The organism is Pseudoalteromonas atlantica (assembly GCF_043641955.1).
GTDB lineage: Bacteria > Pseudomonadota > Gammaproteobacteria > Enterobacterales > Alteromonadaceae > Pseudoalteromonas > Pseudoalteromonas atlantica_A.
This window is the reverse complement of the sequence record NZ_JBHZRV010000001.1, coordinates 201032-216504: the sequence shown is the minus strand read 5'-3', so window position 1 is coordinate 216504 and position 15473 is coordinate 201032. Positions and strand designations below refer to the sequence as shown.

The window sequence follows — 15473 nt, the reverse complement described above, 5'->3', positions numbered from 1 at the left end:
TAGTGGTAAATACCAAAGTTACTTATTTATAAGGAATAGCATGAATAAAAACTTATTACTCCCTTGCGTTGTTTTGCTATGTGCTGGGTTCAGCGTTAATGCAAATAATCACGTGTTATCTGTTGACCAAGTTGCGTTGCAAGGAATGCAGTTTGCATTTGAAAATGATGCGCATATAAAACCAAAAAACAGTGACTTTACGCTGCTCAATACCGTACTTATGAGTAGTGAGCAAGGCCATCGCGTAGCGGTTGTTACAGTACGTAATGATGCTTCTGGTTCTCGTATACTCGAAGGTGCCCATCTTATGGCATTGTTTGCAGATGGTCAGCGTAAAGCGCCTTTGTCTATGTCTGAAGGTATTAAATTAGTGGGTGGTGAGCAGCGCTCGTTTACAGTATCTTTTGGTGAGGCTGATTATCCAATATTAAGCGTTTATAGTAGTAATGATATCAATTAGATAAGTTGTAAATGGCATTAAAAAGCGCACAGGGCAGCGTGCGCTTTAGGGGAATCCATGTGTATTTTCTTACAAATAATTTTGAGTTTGGTGTCGTGTATAAAACATCCAACCTACATGCTAGCTTAGGTGAAAACACTAAAATAACAATAAAAACCTCCTCTTTTAGCCAATTTTATTTATTGCAGTAATTATTTTTACCATTAGTATGACATTCGGTAAATTTAATTGATGCGTATTTAAAAGGTAACCTACATGCACCCACACATTGCTAAGCTTTATGAAAGTGCGAACAAACCGCATAAGCTAATTATTGGCTTAATGAGTGGCACCTCGTTAGATGGCCTTGATGTAGCACTGTGCAAAATATCAAACCATGGCATGAACACTAATATAGCGTTGCTAGCGTTTGATACCATAGCCTATGATGACAATTATAAACAAAAAATTAAAACGGTATTTGCCAAACGTGAATGCGACCTAGAGCAGGTGACTCTGTTGCACCCCTGGGTAGGCCAGGTACATGGCACCATGGTGAACCAATGCCTTGCAAAATGGGGAGTCGCTGCTGATTCTATCGATGTGATCGCAAGCCATGGGCAAACAATTTATCACTGCCCTAAAAATCAACATGGGCGACCTGATTTTGGTAACGGGACATTACAAATTGGTGATAGCGATCATATTGCTGTCGTGACTGGTATCACTACTATTGGCGATTTTCGCCAAAAGCATATTGCTACTGGTGGTGAAGGTGCCCCACTAGCTGTTTATGGTGATTATTTATTTTTTACCAGCCGCGACGAAAATCGAATTTTGCTTAATATGGGAGGCATCGCTAATCTAACCTTCCTCCCTAAATCCGCAGATTCAAGCGCCGTATTCAGTTCAGACATAGGCCCTGGCAATACCATTATGGATGCCTATATTCAGCAATATTTTAAGCCACTAAGCTACGATGTTGACAGTAAAATAGCGCATCAAGGACAAATAAACCAAGCTCTATTAGATGCGTTGTGTGATGACCCGTTTTTTAAACAACCTTTTCCAAAGACAACCGGCCCTGAAGTATTTAACTTGCAATACTTAGCACGTGCTCAAGCTTTATCAAATACAACTGACCTTGCTCATAGCGATGTAATGGCTACATTAACACGCTTTTCAGCGCAGATAATTGCCGATGCAATTAATCATAGTAGTGCAGCTTTAGATAGTGTGAATGTATACGCCAGTGGAGGAGGGGTTCATAACCCATTGTTGATGGAACATATTTTATCTTTATGCCCTCAGTTAACGGCGATTCAAAATACGCAAGCATTGGGTATTAACCCTGACGCAAAAGAAGCTGTTTTGTTTGCTATTTTAGCGAATGAATGCCTCAGCGGGGGGCAAATGCGTTTTGGTAATACAGCACAAGGTATTCCTAATGTAACAATGGGCAAAGTAAGTTTTGCTGATTAGTCCCAGTTTACCAGTGCTAAAAAATAGATAATAACGCACTGCTACAGCTAGCAAAAAAATGGCGAATCGAGAGGTTTTTAGGTGCGTTGACTGTCGTAGGTAGCTGCTCAATATAGCCTTTTTCGTGCGGGGTGATCACAACATCAAACTGGGCACTATCTTTCAAGGTTGCATGTAAGCCATGCAGCATTAACTGCATCACAAACTCATTGCTACCATCTGGCACATCTATTTTAGATAACACTAAATTGACTTCACCAGCTTCAAGATCTTGTTGGGTAACTGTGTGTGCCACTGTGTAACGCGCATTTCTAGCAAGCAAGTGTGTAACATTAACCGAAATGACATCATTCTCATGGGCATCGTCTGGTAAAGCGCAGACGAGGTTGACCTCGTGCTGATCGTTAGCAACTAGGTGCAAGCTATCGAATTCAGATGTGTGGGCCATTGCAGCCGACAATGGATCTTCAAGAGATTGTAATGCGAAGTTCAATCTCACATGAGCGGTGTTCATTTAATTCTGTCATCTTTTAGTCGTTATACCAATTCGCTTAATTAAGTGATCTATTTTGAGGGTAGAAAAACGTGTTGATAGCAAGGCAAAAAACTCACTATTTAGTTGTTCTAAATGAGAATTTTTTAACGCAGGTAGCGACACGTTTAGCCCCGCAAAATGATTAAGTATTATTGCGGATTGGTATTAGTTAAATTGAATAGAAATTATCCTTTAGTTAGATTACAGAATTATGACTGTTGAATAAATCGGCATAGTTTAGTGGTCAAAACATGAATTTTTGTTTTTTCTGTTCCAAAACTGGAATGGTTTCTTACAAGGCTGCAATAGTAAGCTTTTGTAGCAGTGTGCTGCCCTAGAGAGTTTTTAACTAACAATATGCCACTCAACCACTAGAAATCCCCTCTAAACATTAGCAAATCCTCTTGTTATATTTTTCGTAAAATTGAAGTGGTTGACCCAAAATAGGAACTCGGTTATTTTTGATGCATCAATAGAAATAAAGTTAAGATGAGTTAACCTACAAGTTCGTTAGGTTTACTAATTGGTTAAGGATAGAAAATTGAATTATTTAAAATGGTTAAAAAAGACATTTCCTAATTTGTGTGATACTCCAGAGGAAATCGTCCATTCATATATCATAGAAGCAAAATCTAATAGTCAACTGTTCAGGGAGTTTATAAAAGTATTAGGGTTTTTGTTTTTCGTTATACCATTTAATTTGTTTCTTTTGGCTTCAGGAATTCAGTCGCCGTTATACTGGGTGTTACTGCTAGCATCTTTCTTGGTTGGTAGCTTTGTTTCTCTTTATTGTGAACAGCTGTTAATTAAAAAGCGTTTACGCAAAATAGTTTCGTTAACTTAAAACAATAAAAATAGCATGCTGGAAAATTTACTCGCTGAAAAAGCGCAGCTAAAACCCCTCCATGTTAAGCGTTATATTTGTAAAGGAGTATCTATGAAATATCTAGGATTGTTATCAATAATACTATTGGCGGGGTGTAAGTCTACGCCTAATTTTTGTGAAAAAGAGCCTGATTCAAATTTATGTAATCAAAAAACCTATCAATATAGTACAAAAAAAGCGCTAAAAGAGTTTAAAAGCAGAAAATCTAACAAAGCTTTTGCACTTGGACAAACATCTGATGGCTGGGAGTTCTACGGTTACTCTGAAGGTTATAGCTCAACTCATAAAGCGAAAAAGGAAGCTCTTGCACAATGCCAAAAAAGGCTAGATAAACATAGTACGGGTGGTAAGTGCGAGTTAATTCGTTAGCTAATAAATATTTCACATTTGGAGTTGCCAATGGAATCAGGTACAAATAAGTCAAGGCAAAGAGGTGGCGTAAATTCAAAGGAATTAATAAAAATGCAAACAGAAGTAGGTTTGATTGAATCAATGTCACAGTCAAAAACACTTACAGTAGTAGTGATCGTTGCTGTAGTTTTAATTGGTGGTCTTTTTATATTTTTATCTAAAATGGCTAGCTAGGCAAAGTCAATAAATAAATGGGGTAAATCTTACTTTTTATATAAGTGACTTGCACTTTGTTGGCTATACCCTTAGATAAATAGACGGTTGTATAAATTACATGATCCGATGGTAAACAAAACAGTGGTAAAGAGCAAAACCAGATCCTTATAACCACAAGGAAAGTTATGATTAAATCTATTTTAGTAATATCGGCGCTTGTTTTCGCCAATTTTGTTAATGCCGAAGAAATTACGGATGTGTCTGAGCTTACAAAGCGTTTGGACGATGCTGTTCCCAAAATTTTAGATAAACACAAAGCACCGGGTGTCGCAATTGCGCTCGTTGATGGTAAAAAAATCGTTGGGTTTCGCTCCTATGGTTTTGCCGATGTAGCAACTAAAACACAAATAACCCAACGTACAATGTTTAATGTAGGTTCTATTTCTAAGTTGGTGACTGCGTGGGGAGCAATGCAGCTAGTAGCCCAAGGTAAAGTCGATTTAGATGCGCCAATTAATCAATATCTTAAACGCTGGCAGATTCCTAACTCTGAGTTTGACGTACAAAAAGTAACGTTAAGAAATATCCTATCTCACACTTCGGGTTTGTCACTGGGACCCTATTCAGGATGGGACTCTCGTGAAAAGTTATCCTCTATTGTTGATTCACTAAATGGTGATAATAATAATGCTGGGCCCGTTGAACTTATCCACTCGCCAGATACAAAATGGTCTTATTCTGGTGGTGGGTATTCAGTGGTGCAGCTGTTAATTGAAGATGTATCCGGCATGACATTTGATGGCTACATGCAGAAATATGTATTCGCCCCACTAAATATGCAGGATTCTACTTTTAATATTACTGAAAAGGTAATGAATAGGTCGGCAACACCTTATGATGATACTGGCAAAATAACGGGTATGGTGTACTTCAACGAAAAAGCTGCGGCAGGTTTACAAACTACGCCTCTAGACTTAGCACGCTTTAATATGGCTGTATTACGCAACAAAGATGGTCATTATAACGGTTTAACATTGTTATCAGAAAAACTTATTGATCAGATGATAAAGCCAGCACCGAACACTAATGGACGTTGGAGTATGAGCTACGTCGTGGACGCAGAAAACAATAGTCTCGGCTTTGCTGGGTTTAATCGGGGTTGGGTTTCGCTATCACGCTCTGTTACTGACTTAAACTTTGGCTATGTAATATTAAATAACAGCAGCATTGGTGCTGTAAATAACGAAATTGATAGCCTTATTCTCTCTACTGTTAAGTAGAGTCATAATTAAAATATAAGCATTTAGCGGATAAACCGCTTAATGCATTTACTATTTTTATCAGGAAGTTTGGTGGGGCATCTCACTTAATCTATAACAAGGAATTTATTTTGAGGTATTACTTTAAAGCACTTCTGTCTGTAGTGGCTCTTAGCAGCTTTACTTTCAGCACATATGCCAATGAGGCTAAATCACTTATCAGCTTCATTAAGACTCACTATCAAAGTACATCTTCCATTGAAACTTTTTCATTAACTCATAGTTATTTAGGACGAAGTGATCCTTATCAGTCATGGGATTTTCAGGCGCCTACACGCTATAAAGCATTTAAAATCACCGAGATCGATACTAAAAAACAGCGTTACTATCAAAATGTTGTTCATAATTTTACCGGAGGCCAGTATTTTGATGAAGTTCACTTTCAAAATGACGAAGAAAGCTTGCGTTACGAACGCAATGGGATCTCTTTGGGTAAAAGTGTGATTGAACAAAACTTGAATAGCTTTAAACGGTATAAGAACCTTACATTAATGAATTTAGATTTTATGGCAGTGAGACCGTTAATAAACGAAGTCAATATTGATGAAAAAATAGCATATCATCAGGATGATAAGGCAGATACAGTAACGTTAATTCATCGTCCATCTGAAAAGAGCACGATGGAATATGTATTTAATATTGAGCCTTTGCGTCTAGTGTCAATCAACAATAAAAGTAGAAAGCGCATTTATCTTTATGACGACTACAGATATAACAATGGTTTCTATTTTGCTCACTCGCTTATCAAGAAATATAATGGCAACACTATGCCTAGTTTTATTACCCGAATTGAAAAATTTGAAGAAATAGACCAAATTGATAAAGAAAAGTTAATGCTGCCCGATGGCTACTATAAAGCTACTTCAAGCAAAAAGTTAGACCTAGTGGTTAAAGCGATAGCAAATGATCTCTACCTAGTGACCGACGCCTCAGCAACCAGAAATACTCTATTAAAAATAAATAATAACGATATTACAGTGTTCGGTGTTTCAACAAATACTAAATCGTCGCAACAAGTAATCGACGTTATTAAACAGCGGTTCCCAGCTCAAGAAATTACAGCGGTCTTTGTTACTCACCCTTATAGCGACCATATTTCAGGTTTATTACCTTATGTGGAGCGGGGGGCGACGATCTATGCGGATGCTTATACTGTTAAAGCCATTATGGCTTTTCCTCGTTTTTCTAAGGTAATACATAAATTCAGCTTTGAAATTATTTCTAATGAACAAGTTATTGATGGTGTACGTTTTTACGTTTTAGAAAATACGCGGTCAAAACGTCAAAGTTTTGCCTTTTTTGAGCAAGAGGGGATTATATTTCAAACTGACTTTTTGGAAGTCGCTTTCGATAATACCATCGCTAAAATACTGCCAAGTTATAGTAAGCGATTTATAGAATTTGTGAGAAGTGAAAATTTGAAAGTAAATCGGATAGTAGGATTTCATCGAAATAATGATATATCGCCAGAAGTTATGAATAAGTCATATCAAACGAATACAATGTGATGAAAAATACCCTACATACTCATTAATTCAGGTGCGTAACAGCTTGTTCAGTCCAGATGTGTGTGTATGTTTGCAAGTCACAACAGTCGATTATGGCGGCGACAATGTTGTAGGGTTCTTTTTAGGCCCAAAAACATGCGTTTACATGGATTGACCATTGTTTGCTGAATCACCAAATGAATTACCTAACAGCTAGCTTTTAATAAGAGTTGTGTGCGGTAAATTCCCTAGCTTAGATCCTTCGCTACATCTTATTCGTTTGATAATGTGGATAAGTGAGTATTTTTACTTTATAGCTAGATTATAAGGGATGGGAATGGAAGGTTTTTTGGCGCTACTTCAGCAATATGGCAGATTAGTGTATATACCCAAGCCACCTCAAGGTACAGAATTCAGCGTTTCACAGGGGCTTAATATCAAGGCGTTACTTTGCAGCAATGGCAGTCCCTTTTAAGAAGGAACAACGATGAGAGTAAGTGCCTGTGAAACGCCCAACGGGTTGGCTTAAAAGCGATTTATACTGCGTTATTGATTTTAACAAGGGAACAACCATTATTTGCAATCAAATGCCTTGCCTAAATCGCTTTTAATTCCAACGATGCTCGCACCTTGAGGTGGTTTGGGTATAGTTGCTCTTTGCCTATTGTGCCTTAAAAAGTGGCTGGTTACCCCTGTTTGCAGGGTATGCTGCACATACCGGTGCACTCGAAATAAGTATTGTCGCGCTATCCACTTTTTTGGGGGGCTATTTAGGTGACGAATTACGTTTTGCAATTGCTAAAAAATATGGTGTTCGTTGGCTTGAAAAGCCGACACGGTTGGGGTTGTTATTCAAAAAAGCGAGTGAGCTTGCTAACCGCCATGGCGCTGCGTATATGTTTTTGTATCGTTATCCTAAGGGGCTGAGAACAATTGGTGCGCTTCCTGTTGGGTTAACTGACATAACTTGGCGACGCTTTAGTGTATTAAATTCTTGTTCAGCATTATTGTGGGTCATTATTCTAGTGGGAGGGGGATACATCTTTGGTGCGACGTTTGATGCCTTTGGAGCTGAAAACTTAACAGTAATTAGCCTTTTATTTCTGTGTGTATTTTTAGTTTCTCTGTATCGGATTTGGCATAAAAGTGTGGTTCCTGATAATCATGATTATAAAAGCTAAGCAGGAGCGTTTTGTAAAACAGATTAATACTGCAATTTGAGTTTATTATATAGAGCGAGATCATGGGTCAATAAATGCTTGGGCTCAATATTTGCTATTGCTGACTTGGCGAGTTTTAACTTTTTTTGCTCAACTGCGATTTGGGCAATACGTAAATTAGTTAAGCTTTGGTATGAAGCTTCATTTATCTTTTTAGCTTGTAGGACTACACCTTGGAATAAAGGCAAAGCTTCATCCAAACGACCCATAAAATGCAGTGCGCGCGCAATGTTATAGTGCGCCATGACTAAGTAGTGAATATCGTCATCTTTTTTTGCATTTTCTAATGCAATTTGCAAATAAGTCAGAGTTGCGTCTAAGTCATTTTGTTTATGAGCTAAGTAGCCCAATATTGTGTAAATTTGTTTTTTTAAATGGCTGTTTGGGTGGTTTTTAAATTTTTCTTCTAACGCTAATAGCAGCGATGTTCCTTTTTTATAATCACCGGTATAAAGTTGAAAAGTGGCGTAATCAATAATACTTTGCGCATCCCATTGTGCCATATCCGAAAAGGCGGCATCTACACTTTCAATATACTCACCTAAATCAGCTTTTTCATCTTGGCTTGCAAGTTTAACTTTGTACATATTACTATGTATTTCAACCCGTTTAGGCAAAGAAGGGCGATTGAGTAAGTTATCTACTTCTTTATGTAAACGCTCATATTCCTGCGCTTTAAATAGCAGGTCCATTAATGTAAGTTTTTGATGGAACCAAAGGTGAGTAGCTTCAGGGGTATGTTCTAAATTTGTTGATAGATCAATGATGCACTGTGATAAATTTTTCTTACAGATACCGCTTTTAAGTTCGCTAGTTGATGCAAATAGAAGGCAGGAGCTCAATGTAAGAAAACATATTACTGTTCTTATGATCGTCTTCAACGTAATTTATTCCCTAATATTACTTTTTAATAAGATAAACTATTTTAGTGAAAAAGATAAGTCATTATGTTCTATAAGTAAAAATAGCTCAATAACATTGCTCATTTACTGTGTTAAGCGCATGAATTTATCGCAACTAAGCTGCCATATGTATAGCAAAAGCAGCCCGTATGGTGATTTTTTAGCAGGGGGTAAATCACTTTATTGATTTAATGTTTTAATTTATGTGTAATGAAATTTATAAGTTAAATAATGTCATGGAAGAAGGTAAGTATATGAATATTTGGTTGGTTATTGCGGGTGCATTAAATGCAATTGCAGCACTTTTACACTTGGGGTGTATTTATTTTGGTGCTCAATGGTATCGCTTTTTTGGTGCTGGTGAGCACATGGTCATGCTGGCTGAGCAGGGCAGCATTGAGCCAGTACTTATCACTTCTGCAATAGCGTTAGTGCTTGTTACCTGGTCGTTGTATGCACTTTCTGCCGCGGGGCTTATATTTAAATTGCCACTTACCCGAACCGCACTTTTACTTATTACGCTTATCTATTTAATAAGAGGTGCAGCTGGATTTTTGTTGATCCAAAACCCTATGGGACGTACGCCAGACTTTTGGGTTTGGAGCTCATTAATTTGTTTGGCCTTTGGCGTTGTTCACCTTGTTGGTTTAAAAACACAGTGGAAAAACCTTTAACTTCTTACTTTTTAGCCTCACTTTTTTCTATGCTTATATTTTCTCAGTTAATCATTAATTTATTAATAATGGTCATGAGTGCTTTATAGCGCTCGGGTAACTCTCTGTTTTTCTTTTTTACTGTATAAAGTGTTTCTATCACTGGTGTTACTGGCTCAAAAACAGTGAGTAACTGCTGTTGAGTAAAGTTTGCAAGGGCACTTCTAGGTAATACAGTGAAACCCACTCCCTTTGCGACTGGATGCAGAATCTGACTGAGTTGGTTAATGTAGCTAACAACGGGTATATCAGCGGGATTGAGTTTTTTTAGGCTAGACTCTTGGCATTGTTCGAAGTACAGAGACAAGTAGTGCTTAGCATCGGGATGATCGACTAAACCCTTGCTTTTAAGTGTATCTGCTATTGAATGAGTTGGTGTGGTATTTTTAGGTAGTACTAAACACAATTCTTCATTGCCGAGCTTATTTATATCAAACGCGTGCTTATTAGGTGCGTCAGTAACAATACCTAAATCAATGTTGCCCGATTGAATATCATTTAATATTTGATGATTAGGTGCCGCTGTTAGTTTGATAACGAGAGAAGGGTAGCTAATTTGTAAGTCCAACAAGGCAGGATACAGCACAAGCGCCATTGCGCCTGAGCACGCTATGGTACAGTCACCCGCATGCGGGTTATCAAATGCTAAAGTTTCAAGGAGTTTTTGTTCGTTCTGTGCAAGCGTTTTAGCATAACGATAAACAAGGCGGCCTTGCTCTGTTAACTCGAAACTTTTGTTGTCTCTTTTAATGAGCGTAAAACCGCACGCTTGTTCAAGTTTACTTACATGCTGACTAACACCCGGCTGAGTCATAAATAGCTTGTCGGCTGTTTTAGTAAAATGCCCTGTGCTGATCAAGGTTACAAATGTATTTAACCAAATAGGATTTAGCATGTTCATCCATAATTTTAAATTATTAAAACGATTATATTTGATAATTTAATTTAATCAACATTCTGCTCTACACTGGCGTTACTGGTTTAATTGTTAAGTGAACTTTTATAGGAGCAAATTATGAAGATGAATCATGTAGGCCTAATGGTTGGCGATATGGATAAGGCGGTTGAATTTTATACTAAAGTGCTTGGTTTACGTATTATAATGAATAACACTAAGGTACAAGAAGAGCGTGAAACCGCTATTGGCAGAATGTGTATTGCGGTTTTTGGCGAAGGTTTTAAAGGGTTCAACATTGCACACTTAGTAACTACAGATGGTATAGGCGTTGAATTATTTGAAATGAAAGAGCGTGATGAGCGTCATCATGTTGATTTTTCACGGTTAGGGATTTTTCATTTTTGCTTACAAACAGATGACTTTGAAGGTGTGATGAAAAAGACAGAGGAATTTGGTGGCAAAGTTAGAATGGATGTCATGCGATATCACCCTGAAGATGATAATAGACCCGCTAAAATGGTGTACCTAGAAGACCCATTCGGCAACTTATTTGAGCTTTACTCTCATACCTATGAAGAAACATATTCTTCAGATTATGATTAAGTAAACCTTAGAGCGACAATTAAGTCGCTCTTTTTTGTATGTAAAGCGAGATCGCGAGTGACCTTTAGAGTTTAGCATGGCGTGACTCTTTGGGTTGTGCTACGTTTCTTTATTATTGTTATGTAGCATTTTCATCTAGTTGTAACCTTAAGGAGTACAGGCTTTGGAGGTCGTAATTTTAGTTACGTTGGTAAGTGTTTGGGCATTACTCATGCTGCGCTCAGTGATTGCTGAATATACTTATTATCAATCAGTCAAAACTCGTGAACCGCAAATATGGCAACAGCTAGGTGCTCCTCGGTTTCTTAAAATCCCTATGGTGTTTGTTTCAGCTAAAGGCAAGCAATTGCTGAAACAGGTAACCGATACTACGGTGCGTGAAAATGCATTAAAGCACCACCGTGCTGGCAGACAATTTTTGTTTTATATTGTTGCTGTATTGGTGATAGGTATTGTTTATTTAAAACAGGCTCAATAGACTAGCAGACCTTTTATAATTGAATAAGTATTTGCCTATGAAGCCCTTTTTTATCATTATTTTTTTATTATGTGCGTTTGCTACTAGTGCAGAGACTAAATTTGAAATCCCCCGCAGTAATATTGTTCAAATTAAAGACCCTCTTTCAGGTCGCACTTATCCTCTTTTCATTAAATTACCGCGTACTTATGCAGCGAACAGTAACAAAACTTACCCTGTTATTTATTTAACGGACGCGATGTACAGTTTTCAAGTTGTTTCTGGTGCCACCCGTTTTGCGATGAACAGTGCCAAAATGGATGAAGCTATTATTGTGGGTATTTCATACTCAAAAGGATCACGAGGTCCATCAAGTCGGGTGCGCGATTTTACCCACCAGGTAGCCCCCAATTGGAAACTAGAAACGGGTGAAGCCAAAGCGCACGCTCAATTCATTAAAAAATCTGTTTTTGGCTATCTCAACAACCACTACAGAGTGAATGGCTCGCGTACATATGTTGGTAATTCACTTGGTGGGTTATTTGGGGCGTATATTCTTTTTACTGACCCAACCATGTTTGATAATTATGTGTTGGGCAGCCCTTCAATCTGGTACAAAAATAACGATATTTTGAATGTTAAAATTACGCCAAGCTTGCACCCTCATAAAGTGTATATTGGTGTTGGAGAGTATGAAACGCCTGAATTTGACTCGCCAGATCACGACATGGTTTTAGGCGCCAAACAGTTACAATTGAAATTATCTGCTCCGCTATTGCCACATACACAAGTAAGGCTCAATATCATTTCAGGTGCAAACCATGAAACAGCATTTCCAACCACTGCTACTCAAGGCCTGTATTGGTTATTTAAAAAACAATAACACTAAATTTATCTAGTGATGGGTAGCGTTTGAAACATTATTTGATTACGCGCAATTCAAAGTACTATATTTCAACTTATTTAGGGACTTATATAATTTTAATACTATATTTATATTAGTAGTGCTTATGCTGAATAAGTTACTATGCGCGACATTAAACCAAGCCTTCTGGATGGAGTTATTTTGAGAACTACAATAAGCATTATTCTTAGTTTAGTTTTTTTACTTGTTGTTATTTTTCCCCATCAAGTATGCGCTGAAACAATTACTCTTAACAGCGATACTGAGCTGGTTATTAATGATAATAATTTATGGAAAAGGCTGCCGAATAAATTTGACTCACAGAACATTGAGGTGTTGGCTGATTGGTACGATAAACAGCAAGCTGTAGATTCAATTATTGGCGAATCGGGGCGTTTTGTTACCAAGTTAGCCGTACTTGCTAACAGCACAGACCACTGGTTTTTAGTGCCTAAAACTAACTTTATTGATCAAGGGCTCGCCTATTATTTTAACTCTGGCGATGCTGTCGTAACTGCGCAAGAGTTTTCTCAGCTAGCGGATAATAAAACGCCTCAGTTACTGCACTTTCAAGCATTTAGCCTATCTATGGATAAAGGTGAAAGAGGGGAGCTTTGGGTTGTAATTTCAGCGCAAAAATACCCGTCACCAGTGTCTATTAAATTATTAAATAGCGAAGCATTTTACCGTTTTCAAAGTGTTAATAATGTACTGTCGGTTGCGGCTATTTTTGCCATGTTATTGTTAGCCCTATTAACAGGATTTATTTACTTTGGCACCCGCAATCGTATTGCTATAACGTGCGCCGGATACCTAGGCTTTCATGGGATTGGATGGGCTGCGGCTTCAGGGTTGATTGATGATTTGTTTAACCTCTCCATTAATACTGTTTATTTGGGAATGTACATTTTCCCTTTAGCTATCGCCTTTGCGGCTCAGTTTGTGTCTGATTTATTTGAATGTAAGGACAATCATCGTAAAACGTTTAAGTTCTTATATTGGCTAAGTATTGCCAGTGCAGTCGGCGCAGGCTTGATAGCGTTTACTTCTTTCTCATTTGCTTTTGCTGTTTCACATATATTGGCTTTGTTATGGATAAGCGTGACGATTGTTATTGGCGTTTATATGCTCAAACTAAAAGACTTTAGAGCAAAGTATTTCTTATTTGGTAATGTGCTTTATGGGTTATCGCTTCTTTACTACATGCTATCTCATAGTAACGCTTTTGGTGAGCTGCACTATGCAGAGTCGTTGGTAGTATCTGCACTGGCTATTGATTGCATTTGTATCATGCTCTCCCTCACCGAGTGGTTTAAAATAAAGCAGTCGGAGTATAACCGTAACTTTTATTTATCACGATTAGACCCACTTACAAAGTTAGGTAACCGCTATGCATTAAACGAAGGGATTGCAAAATTAGGGCCTCATTATGTAGTGGTTTATTTAGATATTGATGGCCTTAAAAAAACAAATGACAATCTAGGTCATGGTGAAGGCGATAAGTTGATCACTTTCGCGGCTAAGTATTTATTAGAGGCATTTTCTGCTCAAGGCAGTATTTTTAGAACCGGCGGCGATGAATTTGTTATGTTACTACCTCTGCTCAATTTAGAGCAATTAACGAGTAAGTTAGAGAGCACGCAAGCGCTATTGGATATATTGCCTGTAAAAATTCGCGAAAAATGGGCGCAAGCAGGTATTAGCTATGGTCTGTGTGATAGTACTGAGCAAAATACGCCCTCGAAGTGTTTATCCTTGGCGGATAAACGCATGTACCTACAAAAAGAACAACATTGTGCAAAGCACAACTTACTACAACAATAATAAAGGAACATAACATGTTTAAACAATTTCTATTGGTGCTTGCACTGTTCGTTACACCTTTAGCCATGGCAGATAAAGGCCCTTTTGTGGGCGAAATTTCAACTACACGTTTATTGGCTGATTATGTAAAGTTTAATAATGAGTTCACGGCGTTTACCCCTTCAAATGATGAACTTACAAAAACTCAAAAGCTTGATGGTAAAGATATTGTGGTTCTGTTTGGAACCTGGTGCCACGATAGCGAACGTGAAGTACCTCGATTGCTAAAGCTTATTGCGCAGTCTGAGGTGGCACTTAAAAGTTTAACCTTAGTTGGCGTAGGATATGATAAGCGTGACCCACAAGGAATTGCACAGCAATACAATTTAAAATACACCCCAACAATGATTGTGCTGGAGGATGGTAAAGAGATTGCACGCATGATTGAAAAGCCAAAGGTCTCATTAGCCAGCGATCTGAGTCAATTTAACTCACTATAATGTGGTATACCCATTGGTAATCAGGTTAAATAAATATTGAGAGCGGTATCGTTAGTATGTTCAAACAAGTAATACAGTTAATTGATGAAGCAAATAGTCACGATCCAAATAAAGAGCAGCATGCAAACGATGTGTGGCCAAAGGAGCGGTTATATTCAGAGCGTATGACCAACATGCTAGATCGGTTTATGCCAAGCGCCGATGAGTTGATGTATATTGCCGTTCGCGGGCAGCATATTGAACGCTGGCAGTCACCACGCAGTGACTTTGCCTTAGGTAAACAAGGCTACTATAAATGGCGCACGGCGCTGTATGGTTTTCATGCTGGTCGAGTTGTTGGACTAATGCAACAAGTTGGGTTTGATGACAACGCATGCCAACGAGTTTATAACGCTTGGCAAAAAAGCAGATAAAAGCCAACCCTGACAGCCAATTAGTCGAAGATATCGCAAGCCTCGTGTTTATTGAGCATTACATGTTGGCCTTTGCCCAAACAAAGCCAGATTATGATGAGCAAAAGTGGATAGGTATTTTACAGCGTACATGGCAAAAAATGTCACCAAAGGCACATGACTTTGTTTTGGCTGGCAATATTACATTACCAGCGCCTCTAGTGCCTTTGATTGAAAAAGCGCTGGCAGATACCTAACTTAACCAGCGTTTAGTCTAAATTATCAGTGTAAATGGATAACTTTAAGGATTACAAAGTTTGCTGTATCACACTCAGGGTATTTAGCGTTAAGCCGCCTTGCTAAATC

The 15473-nt window shown here is 38.1% G+C and carries 16 protein-coding genes and 1 pseudogene; 14 read left to right on the top strand and 3 right to left on the bottom strand.

Features of this window, described 5'->3' with window-relative positions:
* Positions 1–40 precede the first annotated feature (40 nt).
* Together ACHUE3_RS00960 and ACHUE3_RS00955 are read left to right on the top strand one after the other, a co-directional pair.
* Positions 41–460, top strand: coding sequence for a hypothetical protein (locus ACHUE3_RS00960; RefSeq protein ID WP_394189269.1), 420 nt, complete (start codon positions 41–43; stop codon positions 458–460).
* A gap of 255 nt (positions 461–715) precedes the next feature.
* Entirely contained in the window at positions 716–1921 is a 1206-nt protein-coding gene (locus ACHUE3_RS00955; protein ID WP_394189267.1) for an anhydro-N-acetylmuramic acid kinase, read from the top strand.
* A gap of 16 nt (positions 1922–1937) precedes the next feature.
* Here the strand turns inward: ACHUE3_RS00955 and ACHUE3_RS00950 are convergent, their stop codons facing one another.
* Positions 1938–2435 (bottom strand): hypothetical protein, encoded by a 498-nt coding sequence (locus ACHUE3_RS00950; protein ID WP_394189265.1) that lies wholly within the window; start codon positions 2433–2435, stop codon positions 1938–1940.
* A 958-nt stretch (positions 2436–3393) separates the two neighbouring features.
* On the opposite strand from ACHUE3_RS00950, the gene ACHUE3_RS00945 reads away from it, so the two are divergent.
* The 5 genes from ACHUE3_RS00945 (at position 3394) to ACHUE3_RS00925 (ending at position 7896) form a co-directional block, all read left to right on the top strand.
* Positions 3394–3711, top strand: a complete 318-nt coding sequence (locus ACHUE3_RS00945) for a hypothetical protein (RefSeq protein WP_394189263.1) — start codon at positions 3394–3396, stop codon at positions 3709–3711.
* 30 nt (positions 3712–3741) lie between these two features.
* Positions 3742–3927, top strand: coding sequence for a hypothetical protein (locus ACHUE3_RS00940; protein WP_394189261.1), 186 nt, complete (start codon positions 3742–3744; stop codon positions 3925–3927).
* A 167-nt stretch (positions 3928–4094) separates the two neighbouring features.
* Positions 4095–5189, top strand: a complete 1095-nt coding sequence (locus ACHUE3_RS00935) for a serine hydrolase domain-containing protein (protein WP_394189259.1) — start codon at positions 4095–4097, stop codon at positions 5187–5189.
* Between the two features lie 110 nt (positions 5190–5299).
* On the top strand, positions 5300–6736 hold the full coding sequence (locus ACHUE3_RS00930) for an MBL fold metallo-hydrolase (RefSeq protein WP_394189257.1): 1437 nt from the start codon (positions 5300–5302) through the stop codon (positions 6734–6736).
* Between the two features lie 629 nt (positions 6737–7365).
* Positions 7366–7896, top strand: a complete 531-nt coding sequence (locus ACHUE3_RS00925; protein WP_394189255.1) for a DedA family protein — start codon at positions 7366–7368, stop codon at positions 7894–7896.
* A 23-nt stretch (positions 7897–7919) separates the two neighbouring features.
* Here ACHUE3_RS00925 and ACHUE3_RS00920 read toward each other — a convergent pair whose 3' ends face one another.
* Positions 7920–8627 (bottom strand): hypothetical protein, encoded by a 708-nt coding sequence (locus ACHUE3_RS00920; protein WP_394189253.1) that lies wholly within the window; start codon positions 8625–8627, stop codon positions 7920–7922.
* Between the two features lie 464 nt (positions 8628–9091).
* Between ACHUE3_RS00920 and ACHUE3_RS00915 the strand changes: the two genes are divergently transcribed.
* On the top strand, positions 9092–9511 hold the full coding sequence (locus tag ACHUE3_RS00915; protein ID WP_394189251.1) for a hypothetical protein: 420 nt from the start codon (positions 9092–9094) through the stop codon (positions 9509–9511).
* Between the two features lie 43 nt (positions 9512–9554).
* On the opposite strand, the gene ACHUE3_RS00910 is transcribed toward ACHUE3_RS00915, so the two are convergent.
* Positions 9555–10445: a LysR family transcriptional regulator gene (locus ACHUE3_RS00910; RefSeq protein WP_394189249.1), complete on the bottom strand. Its 891-nt coding sequence runs from the start codon at positions 10443–10445 to the stop codon at positions 9555–9557.
* Between the two features lie 120 nt (positions 10446–10565).
* Here ACHUE3_RS00910 and ACHUE3_RS00905 point away from each other — a divergent pair, with 120 nt between their 5' ends.
* The 6 genes and pseudogenes from ACHUE3_RS00905 to ACHUE3_RS00880 all read left to right on the top strand — a co-directional run bounded on the left by ACHUE3_RS00905 (position 10566) and on the right by ACHUE3_RS00880 (position 15364).
* On the top strand, positions 10566–11051 hold the full coding sequence (locus ACHUE3_RS00905) for a VOC family protein (RefSeq protein ID WP_394189247.1): 486 nt from the start codon (positions 10566–10568) through the stop codon (positions 11049–11051).
* 163 nt (positions 11052–11214) lie between these two features.
* Positions 11215–11529, top strand: coding sequence for a hypothetical protein (locus ACHUE3_RS00900; protein ID WP_394189245.1), 315 nt, complete (start codon positions 11215–11217; stop codon positions 11527–11529).
* 37 nt (positions 11530–11566) lie between these two features.
* Positions 11567–12391: an alpha/beta hydrolase gene (locus tag ACHUE3_RS00895; protein WP_394189243.1), complete on the top strand. Its 825-nt coding sequence runs from the start codon at positions 11567–11569 to the stop codon at positions 12389–12391.
* A gap of 183 nt (positions 12392–12574) precedes the next feature.
* Complete coding sequence (locus ACHUE3_RS00890) at positions 12575–14236, top strand: GGDEF domain-containing protein (protein ID WP_394189241.1); 1662 nt, start codon at positions 12575–12577, stop codon at positions 14234–14236.
* 14 nt (positions 14237–14250) lie between these two features.
* Positions 14251–14715, top strand: coding sequence for a TlpA family protein disulfide reductase (locus ACHUE3_RS00885; RefSeq protein WP_394189239.1), 465 nt, complete (start codon positions 14251–14253; stop codon positions 14713–14715).
* A gap of 56 nt (positions 14716–14771) precedes the next feature.
* Positions 14772–15364, top strand: a pseudogene (locus ACHUE3_RS00880) (DUF4202 domain-containing protein).
* The last annotated feature ends 109 nt before the right edge of the window (positions 15365–15473 follow it).

Bases quoted from the DNA above. Each gene is read 5' to 3' on its own strand.
- ACHUE3_RS00960 (WP_394189269.1), top strand. From the start codon at position 41: ATGAATAAAAACTTATTACTCCCTTGCGTTGTTTTGCTATGTGCTGGG.
- ACHUE3_RS00955 (WP_394189267.1), top strand. From the start codon at position 716: ATGCACCCACACATTGCTAAGCTTTATGAAAGTGCGAACAAACCGCAT.
- ACHUE3_RS00950 (WP_394189265.1), bottom strand. From the start codon at position 2,435: ATGAACACCGCTCATGTGAGATTGAACTTCGCATTACAATCTCTTGAA.
- ACHUE3_RS00945 (WP_394189263.1), top strand. From the start codon at position 3,394: ATGAAATATCTAGGATTGTTATCAATAATACTATTGGCGGGGTGTAAG.
- ACHUE3_RS00940 (WP_394189261.1), top strand. From the start codon at position 3,742: ATGGAATCAGGTACAAATAAGTCAAGGCAAAGAGGTGGCGTAAATTCA.
- ACHUE3_RS00935 (WP_394189259.1), top strand. From the start codon at position 4,095: ATGATTAAATCTATTTTAGTAATATCGGCGCTTGTTTTCGCCAATTTT.
- ACHUE3_RS00920 (WP_394189253.1), bottom strand. From the start codon at position 8,627: ATGGACCTGCTATTTAAAGCGCAGGAATATGAGCGTTTACATAAAGAA.
- ACHUE3_RS00915 (WP_394189251.1), top strand. From the start codon at position 9,092: ATGAATATTTGGTTGGTTATTGCGGGTGCATTAAATGCAATTGCAGCA.
- ACHUE3_RS00910 (WP_394189249.1), bottom strand. From the start codon at position 10,445: ATGCTAAATCCTATTTGGTTAAATACATTTGTAACCTTGATCAGCACA.
- ACHUE3_RS00905 (WP_394189247.1), top strand. From the start codon at position 10,566: ATGAAGATGAATCATGTAGGCCTAATGGTTGGCGATATGGATAAGGCG.
- ACHUE3_RS00895 (WP_394189243.1), top strand. From the start codon at position 11,567: ATGAAGCCCTTTTTTATCATTATTTTTTTATTATGTGCGTTTGCTACT.
- ACHUE3_RS00885 (WP_394189239.1), top strand. From the start codon at position 14,251: ATGTTTAAACAATTTCTATTGGTGCTTGCACTGTTCGTTACACCTTTA.